Raw genomic sequence first — 24,236 nt, forward strand, 5'->3', positions numbered from 1 at the left:
GTGTGATTTTTTCTCACAGACAGATGGAATTCATTTCGATTATACGCAGCAATAAAAAACCATACAATGCTCGCTCATCAAATATAAAGAGTTGGAGTCATTATGGAGTGGTTAAGCCTAGCAGTATTGGGACTATTGATTGTTATTAGTCCAGGCGCTGATTTCGTTTTAGTTTTGAAAAACAGTGTCAATCAAGGAAGACAAGCAGGGATTTGGACTGCAATCGGTGTGAGTTTAGCGATTTGTGTTCACATCAGTTATTCAATGCTTGGGATCAGTTACTTAATCTCACAGAATGAGCAGCTGTTTGACATGATTAGATACGCAGGTGCAGCCTACCTTATTTATCTAGGACTAAAAGGTATCTTGAGTGCAGACAACAAGCTTGCACCTATCGAAGATGCAAAGCACCAGTGTTTGGAGCTATTTAGCCCAAGGCTTTTTATGTAACGTGCTCAACCCAAAAACCATGTTGTTCTTTTTGAGCATCTTCAGCCAAGTCATCTCACCTGATGCAGAAAACCAGCATGTCGCACTCGGCTATGAGCTTTACATGATCGTTCTTCACGGCTTGTGGTTTGGGATTGTCGCTATGCTGTTTACTTCGAGTACATTGCAAAAGCATCTATTGAGAGCAAAGAAAAGGCTTAATCAAGCGTGTGGATTTGGCTTAGTGACGTTCGGAGCACTGTTGGCAATTAAATCGTAAACAAGCGAGTCAGAAATAGAATGCGATTCAAACGACTGAATCGCATCTAACAGGGTCTTGGTAAATCTCTAAACAAGATTCATCGGTCTAATATCGGCACTATCAGGGAAGATAATGTTGAGTTGTTTCACTTCTACCGATAAATGTTGGTAGAGCACGCCCTTGATAACCGAGCGCATATCAGTCGTTGGATTAAGGTCTCGGCCCTCATATAGCTGGCTTTGGCTCAAGCCCGGCCAATTGGCAATAACCTTACCCCCCACTCCTTTCAACGATGGCAGCGCACCACCCGCAACAAACATGACGTTGCCAGTGCCGTGGTCGGTGCCTTTGGTGCCGTTTTCTTTTGCTGTTCGACCAAATTCACTGGCCGCGATGATCACTGTCTTCTGCCAACGATCACCTAGTGAAGTCTTGAGAGCCGCTAACCCACCATCCAAAGTTTTAAGTTGATTACTCAACCGTCCATTTACGTTGCCTTGATTGGCGTGAGTGTCCCATCCACCCAATTCTAACGCTGCGATGTTTGGTCCGTTATCAGCCGATAATATGTCGCCTGTTTTACCCATCAATGATTTAAACTGTTTGCCGACACCTTGGTCTCCCACCAGTTGATCTATCTTCATGACACTTTCAAAGTTTGAAGACAGCATTTGGTCACTTTGAAACAACTCTTCCAGCAATTCCGTTTGTTTATCGCGTGTTTTTAAGCGGTTTGGGTACCAACTTGCCACGGTCGATTCGCCCTGCATGATGAGTGGTAAGCCCGAATCAATCGCAATTCCATCGTATTTTTCTGAGCTCAACGTGAGTAAACGGTTAATCCACCCTACGGTGTTAAACGGGTCGGAAGTACCATTCTCTAATATCTTCTGTCCATCAAAATGTGAACGCTCACGATAAGCGGTTGAACAAGCGTGTACAAAGCTGAGTTCGTTACTCTCATACCATTGATGGCACTGCTTTAGAGATGGATGAAGCCCAAAGAAATCATCCAACTTCACTAGCTGTTCAGGTTTTAATCCGATGTTGGGTCTCAAATTAGAGTAATCCGGATCGGCATGCGGCACTACAACATTTAAACCATCCATCGCGCCACGCAGTGATACCCAAATGAAGATATTGTCTGAACCTGTTTTGGCAAAGCTTGGAAATGGCAGCATCGCACTGACGCCAACAGCCGCCGCAATACCCATGAACTGGCGGCGGTTAATACTATGTGGCGCTTTATTCTGAGAACAATCTGACTTTTTCATACCCACTCCTAACGATATTGAAACTGCGGACTTAGCCACAACAGGGAAAGTTGCATTGCAGCGCTGTCGGCTTTGTTCAATACAATTTGGGTGTGTTCATCAATAGCATCGCCATATAAACCCGCGATCACTTTATCCACTACCGCTTTCGGCTTAACTCCTGACGCTTTAGCCGATTTTATTGCAGCAGACGCAAGCCTATTCGCAACTTGCATACGTTGAGTCAACGCCGAAGGGCTATTGTAGTCTCTGTCTTGATCCGACCAGCCTGCAGGTGAACCCGGTTTAAAAGGAGGCTGCCCTAAATTGTTGAGTGCATTGAATGCCTGTTTCTCGTTTAAAGAAATATCGGCACTACGAAGAACGGCAAACAGCCACTCCTTCGGCGGTCTAAAACGATTAGGGTTAGGTTTACTCGCCTCAGCGCTGTTCAATAACAAGCGATAGATAGGCAGTAAATCTCCCTCGCCTTTCAGATATTCAGCAACCATTTGCTCTGAGAGTTCTTTAGATATGTCGCCAATGAAATGCTGGCAAAGCTTATCAACCAAGTGCGCAGCAGTGTCTTTGTGGGTCGCTAAGGTTTTTAAACACGACTCTCCTTGCGAGACCCCGGATTGAGAATAGGACTTTCCAAGCAGTGTGATACTTCCTGGCTCATGCAGATTATTAGCGAATCGAAAACCAGCATCAGGAGATTTGAATTTAATGCCCCAGCCTGAAATGCCTTTTGCTAAAGCAATAACATCTTGCTGAGTATAAGAACCGTCAACGCCAAGAGTGTGGAGTTCTAAGATCTCACGAGCGAGGTTCTCATTGAGCCCCTTATTACGGCGCTTTCCGACTTTTGAATTGGGACCAATCGAGAGTTGATTATCGAGATACAGAAGCATCGCAGGATGTTTAGAAGAAGCCATCAGCATCTCGCCAAAGTTACCATTCCAATGCTGGCGAACCACATCGTTTTCAATGCTGGCGGCCAAGGGCATCAGTTTTCGATTATCGACCGAGATGGCGAAGTGATTGCTCCAAAACTGAATGATGCGCTCTTGAAAACCATAAGGAGTTTCAACACTTTGCAGGTGGCGAGCTTGAGCTTGTTGTCGATACTGCGTTCGAAGAAAAGACTGCGCTTCTTTCTTCGTGGCTTGCATCTGTTGTTCGTCACCCTTGGCCTTCATTCGTTGTACACGATTCTCTCCTACTTTAATCAGAGTAGATTCAGTACTCGGTAAGTCTTGTATAGCTTGGTGAACGAATGGCTTTTTATCCAACTGTTCTACAGGAGAATAATAGGTTGTTTGACCTAGTTTTGGCCCAAAGCCAAACCTTTGTTCACCCACGATTTTTGAAGTCGGGTAATAATTCATTGCACACTCCCTTACGCTCGATCTTTTCTAAGTGTAATCGCTTAGTCATCAAGCATAGGGAGCTTTATAAGGTTTTACGTTAGATGGGTGTCAGGTGCCTATCAAGTTACAGACACGGTGTGATCATTTTAAATGTATATCTACTTGCGCCACATATACACAAACTGATCGTTTTGCGAGGTGATTTCAAAACCAAATCGGAGATACAACTCCCCAACTCGATTACCTTGCAAATAACACAGCTCTACTGGCTTACTGAGCTTGTCTGCGTGAGCTAAACAATCAGTCAAAACTTGGCTTCCAATACCCTTACCATGATATTCAGGCAGCAAGAAAAATCGGCAAAAGTAGAAGTGGTCACCTTTATCTTGCAGCAACACACTGCCAATCGCTTTGCCCTGATACTCAATGATTTCAGGCCTTTCCTCTGCCCACTCTTCGGCGTGTATGTCTCGTTGAATTTGGTCATCCCAGCCAAAAACAGCCTTGATTGGCTCATATTCAGCCGCCTTTTTTAGCTCGAACAGAAATTCATAATCTGATGACTGAGCAGCTCTTGTTGAATGCGAAAGAGCAGCTTTAACCATGTCCATATGATGTTGATTCCTGTTACTTTTCTACCGGGTTTAGTTATCAAGCTTAAGATAAGTGCATGGTGTATTCTTGATGTCCTGTGTGCTCATCAGTTTGTTCGCTCACAATAGAGAAACCTTGAGACAAGTAGAACTCAATGGTCGCTTGGTTCTCTTTATACACATTCAAAGACAGATTCGGGCATTCAAGCTTCGCGTGTTGGATAAGTTGCTTACCAACACCACAGCCTTGATGCTGTGGGCTCACAAATATCGCCGCTAAGATACCTTCATAAAGCGAATAAAAGCCACAAACCTCACCGTCTACTTGATACACGTAAGTTATTGATGCAGGAATGTATATGTCGCGCATATTACCTACTTGAGACTCCCAGAACTCAGGAGCCACAAAGTCATGCGCCTTGATCGAGGCGGTTAACCAAATATCTAAAACGACCTCAATATCAGCTGGGTTGTACTCTCTAATCATCTTAATTCTCTAAAATTATTGCGTTTTAATATGCGAATCAGTATGTCGAGAAGCGACTTAAACTTATTGAAGATTTACGACAATTATTTGAAACAATGGTTACTGCTTCTTAACGTACTTCGCCGTAACCAGCATTTCACCGCCACCATCCAGCTTGCAATCTAGTTGGTGATCTTTGCCTTCATTGATGCGTCGAATCACAGCTTTAGTACCAATTTTCAATACGCTAGAACTGCCTTTAATTTTTAGATCTTTAATGAAGGTAACTTTATCGCCACTTTCCAATACAACGCCATTCACGTCCTTAACACGCGCGGCTTCTCTTTCTAAACGCTCTTCTTCTGGGTTCCATTCGTAGGCGCACTCAGGGCAGATTAGGTTGTTTTGGTCTGGGTAAACATATTCAGATTGGCATTGCGGGCAAGGAGGTAGAGACATACGTTAATACTTAATTTAAATAGAATTTGTTCCATTTTAATGGCTCTTGTCAGGCTTAGCGAGCATAAATCTAACAAGTTTTACGGAGAGCTAATTGTCTTCAAAAAAGAGCAGCACCTAAAACGAACAAACACAGCCGCTAAGCTGTGTTTGTTTAAAGGTTTGAAAAGCGGAACGGCTTAACGTTCGACTTTTGGTGAGTAAATCGAGTAAGCGGTAATTTGCCCTGCCACGATTGCCGAGAACATGAATAACGCCGATAAACCAATACTCGGGATAGGCAAAATCGATTGTTCAAACACCGACTGGCTGGCACTCACTAATACTCGGCTACCCGGAACCAAGATGATGATCCCTTGCACGATATAAATAGAACCCGTGAGCTCCATCTTCTTGGCAATCCAAGTTCCGTACAAAGTAATAAGAACCGTCGTCACCCAAGTGCCGACAACCCAACCACTATCAAAACCTAGATAGAATGGGCCCCACATACCGAGAACGGCAACTGGCAAACCAAGTAAGATGTCTTTAGGGCGAGCATTGAACATCACACCGATAGACACAGAGATCAGCACCAAGCCAGATATGTGCATCCACATCGGTACCGCGTTGGTATAGTCGATGGAGACCGCTTGTCCCCATATCGCTTCACCGATGTTGAGCCCCATGATAATCCCGACAAACAGCTTAATCAGGGTTAAGGCGCTCTGCCCTAGCAAGCTGGTACCAGAAACCAAGTCATTAAACGCCAAACATTCTAATGCGTTAGCTATGGATAACCCGGGGACAAACAAGACAATCGAGGCGATACACAACGCCCACACCGGAATCGGCAACCCTGTGCTCGCCAGAAACGCCACGAAGATACCGGTTAGCAGTGCCGAGATGAACTCAACCGCGATAGCACGACGTGAATGAAGAACTTGCTGACATACCCACACCATCAAACCCAATAACGCAGAAAAGCCCACCGCTTCCAACGTACTGCCCACCAGCATCAAATAAGCAGGCGGAATACCCATATTGGCAAGTGCAGTCACAAATTTTGAGTAACCGACAGGTTCTGGTACAGGCTCACTGCTTGGCTGGTTAATACGAATGATCGTATTGGCCAACAAACTCAGGTTAATTGACGCAGGCTTTAGACGCTTAAGAATAACGGCGTTGTTATCGTCTGGAAATTGATAGTTAATCGCAGTTGGCGTTGCTTGGATCATCACATCCACACCATGCTTTTTTGCATAGAATTGAGTGTATTTCTCTAGCTTGTAAGGAGCACAGCCACTGCGGTGAAGAGTGTCACCAATTTCAACAATTTTGTTAATTCGGAACTGAGAAGGCATGGGAATTTTAGGGGAGACAAAATGTGCGGCAAATGTACCAAACGATAGACGGAATGACGAGACTTTTGCGTGAATTATCAACTGAACTCGTTACTTTTTTCTGCAAAGGCTTATAAGTGCCTATAACTCTACTCATTTGGGATTAGTTTACTGAATGTTTTGACAGGCTGATAAGTTAAATTTATGCATTCAGATTGTTATTAGTGGACGCCAAAACACAAATAAAAATCAGTTTATGTTAACACTCCAAATTCCTTAATTTTCATGAGATTTATGACAACTAAGCACCACCAAAGCGTGTTTATAAATTGACTCGGATTTATCGCAAAAAGCAGCATGACATCTACTAATATTTCTCGCCCTCCTTTTAACGAGATTTTAGTCACGTTTTATTCACTCTGAAAGCGCCGAACATGATGGAAAAACTAGCGGAGTGGTGGTTATGCGAGCACTTAGAATAAAAATGAAAGAAAAAGGTTTCGTTTTCAGTTAGATGTGGCATTATCAAACTCGTTAAGACGATGTGCGTGCATCGTATAATGGCTATTACCTCAGCCTTCCAAGCTGATGATGCGGGTTCGATTCCCGCTGCACGCTCCAAGTCTCTTAACGCCTCAGTCTGACTCATAAGACAGTGTGCGTGCATCGTATAATGGCTATTACCTCAGCCTTCCAAGCTGATGATGCGGGTTCGATTCCCGCTGCACGCTCCAACTTCTCCTTAAGCTTCATTACGCACTTTCTTCCAGCGACACGCTATTCAAAAACTTTCTCCGTTAGTTAATTCCACAGTCATTAAATCTATACTGATTAAACTTATTTTATTTAAGCTTAGACTGACGAATCAACGCTAAGTGACCAACCAAAACTATTAACTCCTTAAATCGCTTCGTATTTCTGACACCTATCCAAATCACACATCGCAGTTCATCTTTTAATGATTTTCAAAATTGTTCCAATTTAATAATCTTGGTCAATATCCGAAAAAACAGTTGTGTTAATGTGCGCGCATTAGCAACAACCCATAAATAATAAAAATGTTTAAAAGCAATGAGTTAACAATTAACATCGAAGCAATTAATGTCGCGCTAGCAAAAGTTGAAAATGCCAATAAAATTCAGCTAGATACATTGAAAGGTTATGTGAACAGCGAGCCTGAACAGGCTGTACTGGCTTTTCGATCGCTGAATGAAGCAGAGTCAATCGATGACAAGTTTAAAAAGATCATGGCAGAGCTACCGCATCTGAGCGGCGAAGCACACCATCTGCTTGAAACTTCTATCTTGCTACAGTGACTATAAATAAAGATAAGCCTCAGCGAATCCCTCACAGCAAAGCGCTTTAGGTATAAGTTAAGACTTATCTTTAATTTTCTAGCCCTCATTGAATTTCTAATTCAACAAAGCGCTATTGATTAACGTCTAAAGCGTTAACGACTTCACCATACCCGCTTCAGCGTGACCAGGGATATTGCACGCGAGCTCTACGTTATTATCACCATGGAAATGCCACAGCAATTGCTTCGCTTTACCCGGCTTAACTGTAACTGTGCTACCCGAGTCATGGGCGTGATTACCCGTGTTTTTCATCATTTCACGGTGCTCTAGCTGCTCTGAAGCAGAACCAATCGAGAATTCGTGATCAATCTTGCCCGTATTCATCACAACAAACTGCACCACGTCGTTTGGCTCAATATCAACCTTGTTCTTAAATGTGATTTTCATATCGTCACTTAGCAGAACATGAACCACTTTATCCGGCTTTGCGCCTGTCGCAGGCATACCCACTTCAGACATGCCTTCCATATTCATCATCGAATGGTCCATCTTTCCATCCTTCATCATGCTGTGATCCATTTTTGAATGATCCATCTCTCCATTTTTCATCATTGAGTGATCCATTTCAGCAAAAGCCGTTGCAGTGGTCAGTGTTAGAGCGATAGCAATTAGTGTCTTTTTCATGGTCGTTCCTTAGATTAATTCTGTTTTATGTTAGTTTCACATATTCATGTGGTGCGCCCTTACCTACTCCGGTCTCGCAAGTAAGGGCTTTATAGTCAGTGCGTTATTTACTTGTCTCGTTTTGGCTCTGAGTAATCTCTCGCTGTTTCCAGAGCTTAAAGATTGCAGGCAAAACCAGTAGGGTAAGCAACAGTGCCGACGCCATTCCGCCTATCATCGGCGCGGCAATTCGCTGCATCACTTCAGAGCCCGTTCCCTCGCCATACATAATTGGAATGAGGCCAATGATCACCGTAAGTACTGTCATCATCACAGGGCGAACACGCAGTCCTGCACCCTCACGAATCGCATCCGTTAAGTCTTCACTCTGAAGTGCTTGCTGGTTCTGCTCCGCATCCAATTTTTTGTAGTGCCATGCTTGGTTTAGGTAGACCAACATGATCACACCTATCTCAACAGCTACCCCGGCAAGGGCGATGAAGCCCACCCCCACTGCAATGGAGAAGTTGTAATTGAGGATATGCATTAGCCATAAACCACCAACCATCGCGAGTGGTAATGTCAGCATGATCATCATCACCTCACCGACACGGCGGAAACTGAGGTAGAGCAACAACATGATGATGGCGATGGTGATTGGCACAACGACACTCAAACGCTCCTTCGCACGCTCCATGTATTCGTATTGACCAGACCACGCCAATGAATAACCAGCAGGTAAGACGATTTGATCTGTAACGACTGTTTGCGCCTCTGCAACATAAGAACCAAGGTCGCGACCTTCGATGTCAACGAACACCCAACCATTAGGACGCGCGTTCTCCGTCTTAATCATTGGTGGTCCATCTTCATAGCGAATATCTGCAACATCAGACAAAGCAATTCGCGCTCCATTTGGTGTCACTAACGGCAGGTTCTGCAACTTAACGACAGAATCACGATAGCTTTGTGGGTAACGGACATTGATTGGGTAACGCTCTAGCCCCTCAACGGTTTCGCCCACGTTCATGCCACCAACCGCAGTCGAAATAACCTGTTGCACTTCTTTAATGCTCAAGCCATATCGCGCAGCAGAACGACGTTTGATGTCTATCGTCACATAACGACCACCCGCAACACGCTCAGCGTAGACAGAAGCCGTACCACTCACGCTATTGAGGATGGGTTCAAGTTGAGAGCCAATATCCTCAATCACGCTCAGATCTGGGCCTGCGATTTTGATACCAATTGGCGTTTTAATACCGGTCGCCAACATGTCGATACGCGTTTTGATTGGCATGACCCAAGCGTTGGTCAAACCGGGGAATTGAATCAGATCATCAAACTCTTTACGCAGAGACTCAGTGGTGACACCGTCACGCCACTGATCTCGTGGTTTAAGCTGAATCACGGTTTCAATCATGGTCAGTGGCGCAGGATCGGTTGCTGTCTCTGCTCGACCAATTTTGCCCCACGTGGTTTCGACTTCTGGAATGGTTTTAATAAGCTTATTGGTTTGTTGCAACAACTCACGAGCCTTACCTATTGAGATGCCCGGATACGTGGTTGGCATGTACATCAAATCCCCTTCGTCCAAAGGAGGGATGAACTCGCAGCCAAGCTTACTGGTTGGGTAATAAGCAGATGCCATTAAGCCAAGTGCGATAACAATCATCACCTTTGGATATTTTAGGCTGAGGTTCAGAAGCGGTTTGTACATCGCCACTAGGCTACGGTTTACTGGGTTTTTATGTTCAGGTAGCACGTTGCCGCGAATGAAATAACCCATTAACACAGGCACAAGCGTGATAGCCAAACCAGCGGCTGCCGCCATCGCATACGTCTTGGTAAAGGCAAGTGGCGAGAACATCTTGCCTTCTTGCCCTTCTAGCGCGAACACAGGCACAAAACTCAAGGTAATGATAATCAGAGAGAAGAATAGCGGAGCGCCAACTTCTTCTGCTGCCTTACCAATCACCTGCCAACGGTTTTTGTCAGTGAGCGGAGTCCGTTCAATGTGTTTATGAACGTTCTCGATCATCACGATGGCACCATCCACCATGGCGCCAATCGCAATCGCGATCCCGCCAAGAGACATGATATTGGCGTTAATACCCTGCCAATGCATCACAATGAATGCACCTAAGATACCAACAGGCAGACTTAGTGCGATAACCAACGACGAGCGGATATGGAACAAGAACAGCGCACACACCACGGCGACCACGATGAACTCTTCAGCCAGCTTCTTCCAAAGGTTTTCAACGGCTGAATCAATCAAAGTCGAACGGTCATAAGTCGCGACAATCTCAACACCATCAGGCAAGCCAGCTTGCAGTTCAGCGAGTTTGGATTTAACCGAGTCGATCACTTCACTGGCATTTTCACCAAAGCGCATCACGATAACGCCGCCAACCGCCTCGCCCTCACCGTTGAGTTCCGAGATACCACGACGCATTTGCGGGCCGAGGTTAATATCAGCAATGTCACCTAATAGCAGCGGAGTACCTTTGTCGGTCACTTTTAGCGGCAAAGATTGAATGTCTTCAATGCTTGTCAGGTAACCCGTCGTACGAACCATGTGCTCGGCTTCCGCAATCTCAACAACAGACGCACCGGTTTCTTGATTACCATCTTGGATTGCTTTGTTGACCTGTTGAAGCGTTAGGTCATAAGCACGTAATTTGGCCGGATCAATCTGCACTTGATACTGCTTCACCATACCGCCAACGGTCGCGACTTCAGATACACCATCTACGGTTTGTAGCTCGTACTTCAAGAACCAATCTTGCAGGCTACGGAGTTCCGCTAAGTCGTGCTGACCAGTTTTGTCTTGCAATACATAGCTGTAAACCCAACCCACACCGGTTGCATCTGGCCCTAATGTTGGCTTAGCACTTGATGGCAAATTAGGCGCCACTTGGCTTAAGTATTCCAACACGCGAGAACGCGCCCAATACATATCAGTATCATCATTGAAGATGATATAGACATACGAATCGCCAAAGAACGAGTAGCCACGAACCGTTTCAGCACCCGGTACAGCTAACATGGCGGTGGTTAATGGATAAGTCACCTGATCCTCGACCACTTGCGGCGCTTGCCCCGGATAACTGGTTTTGATAATTACCTGAACATCTGATAAATCTGGAATGGCATCGACCGGTGTATTTTTAACGCTGTATAAGCCGCCAAATACGATGGCTACAGTAGCAACCAGCACTAAGAAGCGGTTGCTAATAGACCAGCGAATGATTGCATTGATCATAATGTGCCCTCACCCTTGCTATTCGTCGGTTCGAGAGATTTGAGCACATAATCTGAACCCTGCTTCGCTACTAGAAACCGAATGGTTTGACCCTCGGCAAACTCCGATAAATCAAGGTCATCACTGGCTTGGAAATTCATTTCACCCGCTTTCCAATTCCACTCAGGGACAGGCTGATGTTTTACGGTGATCATGCCAAAATCTGCCATCAACATTGTAATGTCACCCGTTCCCCAAACTTCGCCGGCGATCTTGTGTTTGTTGACCTTGTAATCCACAACCTCGTACTGCCCTGACTCTGTCTTTCTCATCTCAAAATCAATCGCCTTACCACGTTGCACGTCACTCATGTCCAAGCCTTCCGCAAAGGTGAAATTCATCACCATGCCCGGCCAATCCCATTCAGGAACAGGCTGATGGTTAATCGTCACCATGCGACTGCCTTGCATAACGTCGGAAATTTCACCGTTCGCCCATACGGTTTCAGCTTCTTCTTCAACACCATTGATGCGTGACAGATCAGCTGATTGGCTCGATTCAGAATCCAACATGAAGTGTGCAGAAGTGACAATGTTTTCGCCTTGCTCTAGCCCTTGAAGCACCTCTATTTTTTCGCCAGCTTCACGACCAACCTCAATACGAGCAGAGCGATACTTGCCAGAACCTTCTGACATCACCACTCGAGTCATACCACCGGAGTGAATCACCGAAGATCTTGGGATAGTAAGAACCGCTTCATCACTAATGGGTTTCAGCGCAATATTTGCAAACATATTTGGCTTAAGCTCGCCATGGGGATTGGAGAACTTCAAACGAACGCGCAAGGTTCGAGTTTTCGGGTCCAGAATTGGGTAGACATAATCGACGTTGCCCTGCCACTCCTTACCGGGAATCGCATCCAGTGTCATTTCGGCATTGCTGCCTGATGAGATCCAGTGTGCTTGGCGCTCAAACACCTCAGCATCAACCCATACCTCGCCTAATGGGCCAGCACTGATCACCGCTTGTGCAGGTGAAAGATAACCACCTTCTCGAATATTCAGGCTAGCGATGACACCATCCGCAGGCGCTTTGATTTCGATGGTTTGCGAGGCTTTCCCTTTACGAGCGATGGATCGTATCTGCGCTTTATCTACACCTAGGGTGACCAAGCGTTCAGTCGAGCCCTTGATCAAACCTTTACGACCCGTTTTATAAGCACTGATCAACTCTTCTTGTGCTTTAACAAGCTCTGGAGAATAGAGTGTGAAAAGTACATCACCTTTGTTTACCTTCTCACCCACTGCGTTGATGTAGAGCTTCTCAACCCAACCAGCTGCTCTTACGTTGGTTTGCCACAATGTACTTTCATCGAACGCCACATAACCCACGGTTTCAATGCGCGGTGATAGCGCTTCTCGTGTGACTTGTGCGGTTTTCACGCCAAGGTTATTTTCCACGGAAGAATCAATAAACACGGTTCCGGGCTTATCTTTAGCTCCGCCGTTCACATCGTCTGCATACACAGGGATAAGATCCATCCCCATTGGCGACTGGCCCGGCTTATCACGCTGATAATTTGGGTCCATCGGAGCTACCCAATACAAAGGCTCATCGCTGGCCTGTTTACTTACATCTGCGCCTGTACTCGTTGCCATTGCTGACATGTTATGTGTTGGATTAATTAGAAAATGGTTCACACCAAAACCCAATGCACCACCGACCAATAAAGCGATTGTTGCTACTTTTACTGTACTCATTGTCTATTCCCTTATTGATTGGCTGTGTGTTTAGTTGCGCTTGAGCTGAGTTGTGGTTGGTTTACTTGGTATTCAAAGCCACTGACTAACGCCGCCAGTTTGCTGTTAACGATGTTGAGATCGGTGATCAAACGTTGTTGCTCTAACTTAAGCGCCAGCTCATCGATCGTTGCTAAAATGACATCGTTAAACTGAGCGGTATTGTTTTGATAGCCCCTCTCAACCGCGCTGATTTGGGCTGCGGTTTGAGGAAGCAAGGACGTTTGATAGCGATCTAATCGCTGGATCAGATTTGATCTGTCCACCAGCAATGCGTTCACTTGCGCGTTCATTTGGGAAAGTAAGGTGTCTTTTTGAGATTTGGCCGCACCAACTTGATACTGAGCAGCCGATAAGTTCTTATCTTGTCGGCTCCCTGTAAACAGCGGGATGTCGACTGTCAGATAAGCACTCACCAGATCAGAAGCAGGTTCACCCGCCATGTTATTGGCTTGACGGTGTGCATACATCACTTCCACCCCAAACTGCGGGGTATAAGCTTGCTCGGCTAACTCGACCTGAGTTTGATTGGAGGAAATACTGACATCGGAGATCTTAACCAAAGGATGGTCAGTCAGTAGCTGGTAGTGCTTGGTTGAATCGATATTGGTCGCTAATTTGCTTTCCAACAACGACCAATCGATTTGGTTAGTTGCATTCAGTGTGCCCTGAGAATCAAGAACCTGAGAGCCTAGCCAATCAGAACCCAACCATTCAGAAAGCTGAGAGATTAGACGACGCTGAACCTGCTGGTTTGCCTGAAGTTTCTCATCAAGCTTGCTCACTTGGAGCTGAGCATTAAGCAGATCTTGCGCTTCGCTTTTACCAATCGAGTAATTGGTTTGTACATAGTTTTCAAGCTCAACCAACAAACGACGATTTTGACGAATCACCGACTCAGCCTTTTGCTGATAACCTAACTTAAGCCAAAGCTGCGTCATGCTATTCGCAACCGTCAATTCTCTTGCTTGCACCTGCAAAGCTAAAGCATCTGCCTGTTGGCCTGCCTTTTTTTGTTGAAGGTTAAGCGTATCGCCACGCTCAAACTGCTGCATCAGCCCTACCGATATATTGGTCATCGGGTCTTCGTCGAATTGAAAGCTATCGACAGGCAAACCGCCAAATCCAACTTTCAATTTCGGGTCCATTAAGGTCGAGCTGGCAATGCCCGTTTCTCGCATCGCTTGAGACTGAGCAAAGTACTGTTTGCGATTTCCATCTTCGCTTAAAGCAATCTCAATCAGTGTATTGAGTTGCTGCGTCGAGCTTGCTTGGTCATGTGCTGAAATGTGTTGAGCATTTGAAGCTGACGCCGTGGTAGCCGCGAGCGTAGCACTTGAAAACAAGGCCATAGGCAAGGCAGCAGCAACCACTAAGCTCGTGTTCATGACAAACACAGAGGTTGTTGGTTTCATATTCACAATGAATGTCCATATCTAGCACTAATTAGCGCATAAAAAAGAATGGCTTATCAGATTTATCTAACTGATATAGCTGTATTTTTAGATATAGATTTATGCGGAAGGTGGGCGTAGCAAAGATTGAGCGCGTGCGACTTTCTGGCCAATCGTGACCGATTGAAAACGAGCTAATGAAAAGGAAAGTTGATCAACGGCTTGAACAGCCTGGATTGGATAGGGACTTGCAGAACACATTGAGGCACAGCAATCGGCACTCGAACAATGGTTACCCATCATCGGACTGCCGTCTTCGCTCATTGAAGACATATCGAATTGAGCCATCAAAGCATGGGCACTCATGTTAGAGTCTTCAGCGTGTACTTCTTCACTCATCACATAACACCCTGCCATTGAATCATTAACCGAAGTATCGCTGTGGTAACAAGCCGACTTGCTCGACCCCATTTCCATCATCATTACTTCAGTCATCAAGGCTGAGGAGCTTGAGGCATAGCTAGACATCAACATCGCAATGATGCTGAAAACAATAATCCAAGTTTTTCGGAATGTGTTTGTCATAGTTTACCTTTGAATTTACAACGCAACTATAAACGTTCCCCTTAGGGTAAGGTCAATGCCATTGTGCCGATATTTACCTGACCGTTGAAAAAGTATTCATCCTCTCTTTCATCAAAATGAGATAATTCTTCGACTTTGCAGTTTTTTCTTTAAAAATTATCCAATTAGCTAGCGAAACCTCTATCTGTGTATTTTACTTAAGATAGTGCAACCACGATTCACGGATGATAAAAATGGCTAACAAAAAAAACGTCGAAGCAAACAAGAAAAATACAGAAATCAAAAATAAGAAAAGTAACGAGCTAGAACAAAAGAAACCAACACAAAAAAAGAAGCGCAGACTGCATTCACATCTAAAAGTGAATATCCCACTTTTTCAGTCACTCATGATGATTTTGCCATCATTGGCTAAACACGCTGCTGCAGAAAGTATAGACAATGCCAGCGACGCTGCAGATCAAGTAACCGCAAATAACGTGACCGAAAAAGATGTCACCGATGACCATAGCAAGGCGGACTCATCAGCGGTTGCTCTCCAAGACGCTCAGGCGAGTGACAACGACGTAAACTCAACCTTAAGTGCAAGTCATGCCGCCCATGGTTCGAGCTCTAACTTGGTTCCTTCTCATCATTTGTCGACGCTTTCTCACCCGCAAGTCCATTACATTCCTTCGGTATCGATGCCGACTATCTCCTCAGGAAGTAACGGTCAGCCGACTCATTCAAATGCGCCGACGACACCCGCTTTACCCGTCACCTTTATGCCAGAAGTCATAAAAGGTACCTACGGAGAGCTTCATGTTGATGCAAATGGTCAATACACATTCGTATTGAATCCAAATTCTCCTCAATACATCCTGTTAAACCAGCACCAACCAGGTACTGATCATTTTGCGTTACATCTATCTAACGGCTCGAGCATCATTGTTCAGATACCGGTAACAGGTAAGCAAGACACGCCAAATATTTCTGGAGACTTAACAGGAGTGGTAACAGAAGATCACAATATTGATTCACAAGGCTTGTTACATGCGAACGGCAAAATCGATGTCATAGACCCTGACCAAAATGAAAGTTCGGTTACGCCGGAAGTTATCTCAGGTAAATATGGTTCATTAACTATCGATGCTGATGGACATTGGCAGTATCAAGTTGATAACTCGCTCTCTAATGTTCAAGCTTTAACCGCAGCCACTTCACTGCATGAAAGTTTCACAATTCACACCAAAGATGGCACACCGCAAACGATCGATATGACGATTGGCGGAAACGACGACAATGCCGTAATTACGGGTGTGGATGCTGGCACGTTAACTGAAGATTTAACGACACAAGTTCAAGGGCAGCTTTCGGTAACGGACTCTGATCTTGGAGAGGACCACTTTCAAGCCTCACAAGTGACTAGTAATTTCGGTACGCTAAGCATCACCAAAGACGGTGCATGGACATACAGTTTAGACAACAATAACCCAGTAGTTCAAAGACTTGGCCAAGGTTCAACTGCAACAGACATCGTCACTGTTCACTCTGCCGATGGCACACCACATCAAGTCACTATTACCGTTAATGGCACTAATGATACTGCTGTTATTTCAGGTACAAATTCAGGGGCGGTAACTGAAGAGTCGCAACTGAAAACGTCTGGGACTCTGACTATTACAGATACCGATAAAGGCGAAGATCACTTCTCGAATACCGATATCGCAGGTCAATTAGGCACCCTACATCTTAAAGATAACGGTAATTGGACCTATGATTTAGACAATACAAACCCAACGGTGCAAGCGTTAGCGCAAGGTTCAAAAACCACTGACATCATCACCGTTCATTCTGCCGATGGCACGCCACATCAAATCACTGTTACTGTAAATGGGACTAATGACAAAGCTGTGATTGCAGGCACTAACTCTGGTGCGGTAACGGAAGAGTCGCAATTACAAACGTCTGGGACTCTGACTATTACTGATACCGATACAGGCGAAGCGCACTTCTCAAATACCGATATCGCAGGTCAATTAGGCACCCTACATCTTAAAGATAACGGTGATTGGACCTATGATTTAGACAATACAAACCCAACCGTGCAAGCGTTAGCGCAAGGTTCAAAAACCACTGACATCATCACCGTTCATTCTGCCGATGGCACGCCACATCAAATCACTGTTACTGTAAATGGGACTAATGACAAAGCTGTGATTGCAGGCACTAACTCTGGTGCGGTAACGGAAGAGTCGCAATTACAAACGTCTGGGACTCTGACTATTACTGATACCGATACAGGCGAAGCGCACTTCTCAAATACCGATATCGCAGGTCAATTAGGTACCCTACATCTTAAAGATAACGGTGATTGGACCTATGATTTAGACAATACAAACCCAACCGTGCAAGCGTTAGCGCAAGGTTCAAAAACCACTGACATCATCACCGTTCATTCTGCCGATGGCACGCCACATCAAATCACTGTTACTGTAAATGGGACTAATGACAAAGCTGTGATTGCAGGCACTAACTCTGGTGCGGTAACGGAAGAGTCGCAATTACAAACGTCTGGGACTCTGACTATTACTGATACCGATACAGGCGAAGCGCACTTCTCAAATACCGATATCGCAGGTCAATTAGGTACCCTACATCTTAAAGATAACGGTGATTGGACCTATGATTTAGACAATACAAACCCAACCGTGCAAGCGTTAGCGCAAGGTTCAAAAACCACTGACATCATCACCGTTCATTCTGGCGATGGCACGCCACATCAAGTTACTATTACCGTCAATGGGACAAATAATGCGGCTATTATTGGCGGCGTTGATACTGCCTCTATATCTGAAAATACTGCTGGCGTTAACATGTCACCCGACTATGCTCACTCAGGCATCGCCACACTTGGCAATACAACACTCTATGCTGATGGCAAGCTGACCATCACAGACCCCGATGTAGGCGAGTCAGGATTTGAACGCCAAGGCAGCAATGGTTACGACTATCACGGCACCTATGGCGATCTAATCTTACTCACCGATGGCACCTGGCATTACCATGCCGATGCTGGGCATCTATCAGGTATAGGTGCTAGACCCACAACGCGTGGCACTGCAATTGACCAACTTGGTGAAGGGCAAAGCTTAACCGATACGATTACAGTCCATTCAAAAGATGGTACAACACACGATATTGTCATCACCATTCACGGCAGTAACGACAGACCTTACTGTTCATCTGAAGTGGTGCTTGCAAATGGCAGTGAAGATACACGCCAAACCTTAACCACCGCGCAACTATTAGCGAATACCGTCGATGTGGATGCCAATGACGCCGGTAAGCTAACCATTGAAAACCTCCATGTCGACCATGGCTCTATTCTAAACAATGCCGATGGTACGTTTACGTTTACCCCAGAGAAAGACTATAACGGCGATGTACACTTCAGCTATGACGTTAAGGATGCACACGGTGGTGTGACCCACACCGGCGCAACCACCAACTTAGCTGCGGTTAACGACAACCCTGATGTGACGCCTTTAACAGACAGTGTCAGTGAGGGGGCCGATAATCATCACACCCTCAATCTGCTAGTAGGTGCCACAGATAAAGACGGCGACGCTTTAACTATCAGTCACCTTGAATATGCCATCGATGGTCAACTTCAGGCAGGGAAAATCCCCGCAGGTATCACCTTAGATACTGATGGTCATACATTAATTGTTGATGCCACTGATCCCGCATTTAACCATTTGGCCAATGGTCAGTCGCAACAAATCGCTATCACCTATCAAGTAGAAGATGGCCATGGTGGAAGTACGCAACAAACCGCCACGCTTACCATTGCCGGGACAGATGATAAAGCCACACTGGTTTCTAATGTCATTCAGCTCACTGAAACACAAGCGCTGGATAGTGAATTTAAATCCTATAGAGGCCAGCTTCAGCTGATTGACCCTGATAGTGGTGATAACACTCAGTTTGTATTTAGCGGGAAGTATTTAGGTCAAGGTTTTGCACCTGGTCACCTTGATGTTTGGCCTAATGGCACTTATCAATTCAAATTAGATGCTGGTACCAATCATCATCCGGACGATCTAATCAGTAGCCTACATGCTGGCGAGTCGATGGAGCTCCCCTACGAAGTCGAAACCACTGATGGTCAGAAGCTCACCATTATGGTGAAAGTGACCGGTGAAGATAACCAAGCAAAAATTGCAGTGACGCCCTACTCCAGCCTAAATAATCATGTTTACGAAGATCATACTTCCTTTGGCAATACCACCAGTCAACTCAGCAGTGGTGGCACGTTACAGGTCATTGACCCGGATCACGACCAAGCCGGTTTTATCGCACAAACCATCACTACCGCCGAAGGTGGTCGGTTCAATATCAACGCACAGGGCCAATGGTCATACGATATTGACAATGATAAAGTCCAACATTTAGGCGCAGGGGAAAGCTTCCAGCAAACCTTTACCGTTGAATCTATCGATGGCAGTGCTAAAAAAGATATCACAGTGACCGTTCATGGCACCAATGATGCGCCAGTTGCATCGGCTGAAGTGCGTTTAGCGAATGGCTTGGAAGATACCCAAATAGTCCTCACCCCAGCACAGCTACTGGCCAATTCTAGCGATGTTGACGACAACGATATTGGCAAATTATCCATTGAAAACCTACAGGCTGACCATGGTGCTATTGCGTTAAATGCCGATGGCACATTTACCTTTACCCCAGAAAAAGACTATAACGGCGATGTACACTTCAGCTATGACGTTAAAGATGCTCACGGTGGTGTGACCCACACTGGCGCATCAACGACGCTCTCGGCAGCTGGCGATAAAGCCCAAATCGCTGGCGTTGATACTGGTTCAATAACCGAAAACAGCGCGGGTGTCGACATGTCACCCGACTATGCTCACTCAGGCATCGCCACACTTGGCAATACAACACTCTATGCTGATGGCAAGCTGACCATCACAGACCCCGATGTAGGCGAGTCAGGATTTGAACGCCAAGGCAGCAATGGTTACGACTATCACGGCACCTATGGCGATCTAATCTTACTCACCGATGGCACCTGGCATTACCATGCCGATGCTGGGCATCTATCAGGTATAGGTGCTAGACCCACAACGCGTGGCACTGCAATTGACCAACTTGGTGAAGGGCAAAGCTTAACCGATACGATTACAGTCCATTCAAAAGATGGTACAACACACGATATTGTCATCACCATTCACGGCAGTAACGACAGACCTTACTGTTCATCTGAAGTGGTGCTTGCAAATGGCAGTGAAGATACACGCCAAACCTTAACCACCGCGCAACTATTAGCGAATACCGTCGATGTGGATTCCAATGACGCCGGTAAGCTAACCATTGAAAACCTCCATGTCGACCATGGCTCTATTCTAAACAATGCCGATGGTACGTTTACGTTTACCCCAGAGAAAGACTATAACGGCGATGTACACTTCAGCTATGACGTTAAGGATGCACACGGTGGTGTGACCCACACTAGCGCATCAACGACGCTCTCGGCTGTTGGCGATAAAGCCCAAATCGCTGGCGTTGATACTGGTTCAATAACCGAAAACAGCGCGGGTGTCGACATGTCACCCGACTATGCTCACTCAGGCATCGCCACACTTGGCAATACAACACTCTATGCTGATGGCAAGCTGACCATCACAGACCCCGATGTAGGCGAGTCAGGATTTGAACGCCAAGGCAGCAATGGTTACGACTATCACGGCACCTATGGCGATCTAATCTTACTCACCGATGGCACCTGGCATTACCATGCCGATGCCGGGCATCTATCAGGTATAGGTGCTAGACCCACAACGCGTGGCACTGCAATTGACCAACTTGGTGAAGGGCAAAGCTTAACCGATACGATTACAGTCCATTCAAAAGATGGTACAACACACGATATTGTCATCACCATTCACGGCAGTAACGACAGACCTTACTGTTCATCTGAAGTGGTGCTTGCAAATGGCAGTGAAGATACACGCCAAACCTTAACCACCGCGCAACTGTTAGCGAATACCGTCGATGTGGATTCCAATGACGCCGGTAAACTAACCATTGAAAACCTGCATGCTGACCATGGATCCATTCTAAACAATGCCGATGGCACGTTTACCTTTACCCCAGAAAAAGACTATAACGGCGATGTACACTTTAGCTATGACGTTAAGGATGCCCACGGTGGTATTACACATACAGGTGCAACCACCAACTTAGCTGCGGTTAACGACACCCCTGATGTGACGCCTTTAACCGACAGTGTCAGTGAGGGGGCCGATAATCATCACACCCTCAATCTGCTAGTAGGTGCCACAGACAAAGACGGCGACGCTTTAACCATCAGTCACCTTGAATATGCCATCGATGGTCAACCTCAGTCGGGCCAACGTCCAACGGGCATTACCTTAGATACTGATGGTCATACATTAATTGTTGATGCCACCAATCCCGCATTTAACCATTTGGCCAATGGTCAGTCGCAACAAATCGCTATCACTTATCAAGTAGAAGATGGCCATGGTGGAAGTACGCAACAAACCGCCACGCTTACGATTGCCGGGACAGATGATAAAGCCACACTGGTTTCTAATGTCATTCAGCTCACTGAAACACAAGCGCTGGATAGCGAATTTAAATCCTATAGAGGCCAGCTTCAGCTGATTGACCCTGATAGTGGCGATAACACTCAGTTTGTATTTAGCGGGAAGTATTTAGGTCAAGGTTTTGCACCTGGTCACCTTGATGTTTGGCCTAATGGCACTTATCAATTCAAATTAGATGCTGGTACCAATCATCATCCGGACGATCTAATCAGTAGCCTACATGCTGGCGAGTCGATGGAGCTCCCCTACGAAGTCGAAACCACTGATGGTCAGAAGCTCACCATTATGGTGAAAGTGACCGGTGAAGATAACCAAGCAAAAATTGCAGTGACGCCCTACTCCAGCCTAAATAATCATGTTTACGAAGATCATACTTCCTTTGGCAATACCACCAATCAGCTCAGCAGTGGTGGCACGTTACAGGTCATTGACCCGGATCACGACCAAGCCGGTTTTATCGCACAAACCATCACCACCACCGAAGGTGGTCAGTTCAATATCAACGCACAAGGCCATTGGTCATACAACATTGACAATGATAAAGTCCAACATTTAGGCGCAGGGGAAAGCTTCCAGCAAACCTTTACCGTTGAATCTATCGATGGCAGTGCTAAAAAAGATATTACAGTGACCGTTCATGGCACCAATGATGCTCCCGTCGCATCGGCTGAAGTGCGTTTAGCGAATGGCTTGGAAGATACCCAAATAGTCCTCACCCCAGCACAGCTACTGGCCAATTCTAGCGATGTTGACGACAACGATATTGGCAAATTATCCATTGAAAACCTACAGGCTGACCATGGTGCTATTGCGTTAAATGCCGATGGCACATTTACCTTTACCCCAGAAAAAGACTATAACGGCGATGTACACTTCAGCTATGACGTTAAAGATGCTCACGGTGGTGTGACCCACACTGGCGCATCAACGACGCTCTCGGCAGCTGGCGATGCTGCGATCTTCACCGGAGATAAAAGCGGTCAAATTACAGAAGATCGCCATGTACAAGGTGATGCTCAACATACGATATTTGTCACTGGCGTGTTGAATGTTATCGATCCTGATGCCAGTGAAGATCATTTTTACGCCACTCGTAATGCCCATGCGGTCAGTGATCCCTATGGCGGTCATCTGACCATTGGAAAAGCCGGTGATTGGGCTTATTCGGTTCCCAATGCCAATATTCAGCACTTAGCGGCAGGGCAAGTCGAGCAGGTTCAATATGAAGTAACGACCGCTGGTGGTGATAAACAAATTATTACCATCAATGTGCATGGCACTAATGATAAACCAACAGTTTCTGAAGCTATCGCAGGTGCACATAACATTGATGAAGATGCTGCAAATGCGACCTCTGGGCAAATTATTATCAGCGATGTTGATCATAGCGATCAACATTCTGTCAGTATTGATAGCCAACATCAGCCACAGTATGGTTCTGTTACCTATAATAGCAATACACAAACTTGGGTCTACACACTTAATAACAGCAATAGCCATGTTAATGCTTTAAATAATGGTGAACAATTGACCGATAAGTTTTCTCTATTAGTCGATGATGGACACGGGGGCATTACAACTCAAGAAGTTGAAATGCGCATTGATGGACACAGCGATGTTCCACCAATGCCAACCCTAGTTGCCCCTGCAAAAATTACCGGCAGTGCAGGCAATCAGGACCTGCATGCCTCAATCGGAATTCCTCCAATTATTCACCAAGGAACGCCTACGCCAATGACAGGCTGGGGAATATCAGATCACCACGGACACTCTCTCACTACATTACACGGTCAATTTGGTACTTTGCATGTCAATCCTGCAACCGGAGAGTTGAGTTACGATTACCAACAAACTTCATCAGGCGTCGTTAAGACACATACAGGAGGCTCTTACGGTAGTGGTACAGACGAAACCGACTCGTTTGTTTTAACCCTAGGAGGCGATCAAAACTCACAAGTCGCGGTGCACCTACATTTGCACTCGCAATCCGTCCATGGAAACAGCGGACATCACATTGACCAAACCACACTAACTGGCATGGATTTATCGCCAATCGCTCCATCACCTCCTCCAGCACCCGGCATGAGCCAAGCGGATGAACCGGATGCCTCTTTCAGCACCCCTGATGAAGTTACTCTTAATTTTGATGAGGTGACGGCAAACCTAGAACATACAGCGATAGGCGAACACGAACAGCGTTCTGGTGCCCATGCTTACCTAGACGCTCTGGGTATTAATGCTGACTCGCCGTCTATAGATTCACCGTCACACAATGTACCAGTAGCGCATGATATCGATATCATTTTCAGTGATGCCGAGAGTGCTTATGGGGCTGAGCAAACTGACGATGGTATGAGTGATGGGCTGTCTCACCATACCGATAACCCATCTATTGATGATTCTTTACACCATCATAATGACGTTGACGGACTGCCTGACATAGACCCAAATAACTAGAACATCA

Annotated in this window: 13 protein-coding genes, 2 tRNA genes and 1 pseudogene; 5 read left to right on the forward strand and 11 right to left on the reverse strand. The window is 45.8% G+C overall.

Annotation, left to right across the window (positions count from 1 at the left end; genetic code table 11):
- Positions 1-102: 102 nt before the first annotated feature.
- Positions 103-709, forward strand: a pseudogene (locus LMH68_RS21945) (LysE family translocator).
- A 68-nt stretch (positions 710-777) separates the two neighbouring features.
- Here LMH68_RS21945 and LMH68_RS21950 read toward each other — a convergent pair.
- From LMH68_RS21950 to LMH68_RS21975, 6 genes are all read right to left on the reverse strand, one after another.
- Positions 778-1,965, reverse strand: coding sequence for a DUF1501 domain-containing protein (locus tag LMH68_RS21950; RefSeq protein WP_102394537.1), 1,188 nt, complete (start codon positions 1,963-1,965; stop codon positions 778-780).
- Positions 1,966-1,973: 8 nt separating this feature from the next.
- Positions 1,974-3,335 carry a DUF1800 domain-containing protein gene (locus LMH68_RS21955; RefSeq protein WP_017081500.1) on the reverse strand — a complete coding sequence of 454 codons (1,362 nt, stop codon included), beginning with the start codon at positions 3,333-3,335 and terminating at the stop codon, positions 1,974-1,976.
- A 140-nt stretch (positions 3,336-3,475) separates the two neighbouring features.
- Entirely contained in the window at positions 3,476-3,928 is a 453-nt protein-coding gene (locus LMH68_RS21960) for a GNAT family N-acetyltransferase (RefSeq protein WP_229647860.1), read from the reverse strand.
- A 46-nt stretch (positions 3,929-3,974) separates the two neighbouring features.
- Positions 3,975-4,397, reverse strand: coding sequence for an N-acetyltransferase (locus LMH68_RS21965; RefSeq protein WP_017067098.1), 423 nt, complete (start codon positions 4,395-4,397; stop codon positions 3,975-3,977).
- A 99-nt stretch (positions 4,398-4,496) separates the two neighbouring features.
- Complete coding sequence (locus tag LMH68_RS21970) at positions 4,497-4,835, reverse strand: zinc ribbon domain-containing protein YjdM (RefSeq protein WP_004731484.1); 339 nt, start codon at positions 4,833-4,835, stop codon at positions 4,497-4,499.
- 179 nt (positions 4,836-5,014) lie between these two features.
- Entirely contained in the window at positions 5,015-6,178 is a 1,164-nt protein-coding gene (locus tag LMH68_RS21975) for a threonine/serine exporter family protein (protein WP_004731486.1), read from the reverse strand.
- Positions 6,179-6,703: 525 nt separating this feature from the next.
- On the opposite strand from LMH68_RS21975, the gene LMH68_RS21980 reads away from it, so the two are divergent.
- The 3 genes from LMH68_RS21980 (at position 6,704) to LMH68_RS21990 (ending at position 7,473) form a co-directional block, all read left to right on the forward strand.
- Positions 6,704-6,778 (forward strand) — tRNA-Gly (locus LMH68_RS21980).
- Between the two features lie 38 nt (positions 6,779-6,816).
- Positions 6,817-6,891: transfer RNA gene (locus LMH68_RS21985), tRNA-Gly, on the forward strand.
- 324 nt (positions 6,892-7,215) lie between these two features.
- On the forward strand, positions 7,216-7,473 hold the full coding sequence (locus tag LMH68_RS21990; RefSeq protein WP_004731488.1) for a hypothetical protein: 258 nt from the start codon (positions 7,216-7,218) through the stop codon (positions 7,471-7,473).
- Between the two features lie 126 nt (positions 7,474-7,599).
- Here the strand turns inward: LMH68_RS21990 and copI are convergent, their stop codons facing one another.
- The 5 genes from copI to LMH68_RS22015 form a co-directional block, all read right to left on the reverse strand.
- Positions 7,600-8,139, reverse strand: a complete 540-nt coding sequence (copI, locus tag LMH68_RS21995) for a copper-resistant cuproprotein CopI (protein ID WP_229648411.1) — start codon at positions 8,137-8,139, stop codon at positions 7,600-7,602.
- A gap of 103 nt (positions 8,140-8,242) precedes the next feature.
- On the reverse strand, positions 8,243-11,386 hold the full coding sequence (locus LMH68_RS22000) for an efflux RND transporter permease subunit (protein ID WP_229648412.1): 3,144 nt from the start codon (positions 11,384-11,386) through the stop codon (positions 8,243-8,245).
- Positions 11,383-13,125, reverse strand: coding sequence for an efflux RND transporter periplasmic adaptor subunit (locus tag LMH68_RS22005; protein ID WP_229648413.1), 1,743 nt, complete (start codon positions 13,123-13,125; stop codon positions 11,383-11,385). Before LMH68_RS22005 ends, LMH68_RS22000 begins: the two co-directional genes overlap by 4 nt.
- Before the next feature lie 11 nt (positions 13,126-13,136).
- A complete protein-coding gene (locus LMH68_RS22010; protein WP_229648416.1) occupies positions 13,137-14,579 on the reverse strand; it encodes a TolC family protein in 1,443 nt (480 codons plus the stop codon).
- 99 nt (positions 14,580-14,678) lie between these two features.
- The gene (locus LMH68_RS22015; RefSeq protein ID WP_229648414.1) at positions 14,679-15,143 is read right to left on the reverse strand and encodes a hypothetical protein; all 465 of its coding nucleotides are present in this window, start codon (positions 15,141-15,143) and stop codon (positions 14,679-14,681) included.
- A 233-nt stretch (positions 15,144-15,376) separates the two neighbouring features.
- Here LMH68_RS22015 and LMH68_RS22020 point away from each other — a divergent pair, with 233 nt between their 5' ends.
- Positions 15,377-24,229, forward strand: a complete 8,853-nt coding sequence (locus LMH68_RS22020; protein ID WP_413755921.1) for a VCBS domain-containing protein — start codon at positions 15,377-15,379, stop codon at positions 24,227-24,229.
- The last annotated feature ends 7 nt before the right edge of the window (positions 24,230-24,236 follow it).

Source organism: Vibrio sp. F13, from assembly GCF_020806305.2.
Lineage (GTDB): Bacteria > Pseudomonadota > Gammaproteobacteria > Enterobacterales > Vibrionaceae > Vibrio > Vibrio crassostreae_C.

Coding starts and splice junctions, on each gene's coding strand:
- LMH68_RS21950 (WP_102394537.1), bottom strand. CDS start 1,965: ATGAAAAAGTCAGATTGTTCTCAGAATAAAGCGCCACATAGTATTAAC.
- LMH68_RS21955 (WP_017081500.1), bottom strand. CDS start 3,335: ATGAATTATTACCCGACTTCAAAAATCGTGGGTGAACAAAGGTTTGGC.
- LMH68_RS21960 (WP_229647860.1), bottom strand. CDS start 3,928: ATGGACATGGTTAAAGCTGCTCTTTCGCATTCAACAAGAGCTGCTCAG.
- LMH68_RS21965 (WP_017067098.1), bottom strand. CDS start 4,397: ATGATTAGAGAGTACAACCCAGCTGATATTGAGGTCGTTTTAGATATT.
- LMH68_RS21970 (WP_004731484.1), bottom strand. CDS start 4,835: ATGTCTCTACCTCCTTGCCCGCAATGCCAATCTGAATATGTTTACCCA.
- LMH68_RS21975 (WP_004731486.1), bottom strand. CDS start 6,178: ATGCCTTCTCAGTTCCGAATTAACAAAATTGTTGAAATTGGTGACACT.
- LMH68_RS21990 (WP_004731488.1), top strand. CDS start 7,216: ATGTTTAAAAGCAATGAGTTAACAATTAACATCGAAGCAATTAATGTC.
- copI (WP_229648411.1), bottom strand. CDS start 8,139: ATGAAAAAGACACTAATTGCTATCGCTCTAACACTGACCACTGCAACG.
- LMH68_RS22000 (WP_229648412.1), bottom strand. CDS start 11,386: ATGATCAATGCAATCATTCGCTGGTCTATTAGCAACCGCTTCTTAGTG.
- LMH68_RS22005 (WP_229648413.1), bottom strand. CDS start 13,125: ATGAGTACAGTAAAAGTAGCAACAATCGCTTTATTGGTCGGTGGTGCA.
- LMH68_RS22010 (WP_229648416.1), bottom strand. CDS start 14,579: ATGAAACCAACAACCTCTGTGTTTGTCATGAACACGAGCTTAGTGGTT.
- LMH68_RS22015 (WP_229648414.1), bottom strand. CDS start 15,143: ATGACAAACACATTCCGAAAAACTTGGATTATTGTTTTCAGCATCATT.
- LMH68_RS22020 (WP_413755921.1), top strand. CDS start 15,377: ATGGCTAACAAAAAAAACGTCGAAGCAAACAAGAAAAATACAGAAATC.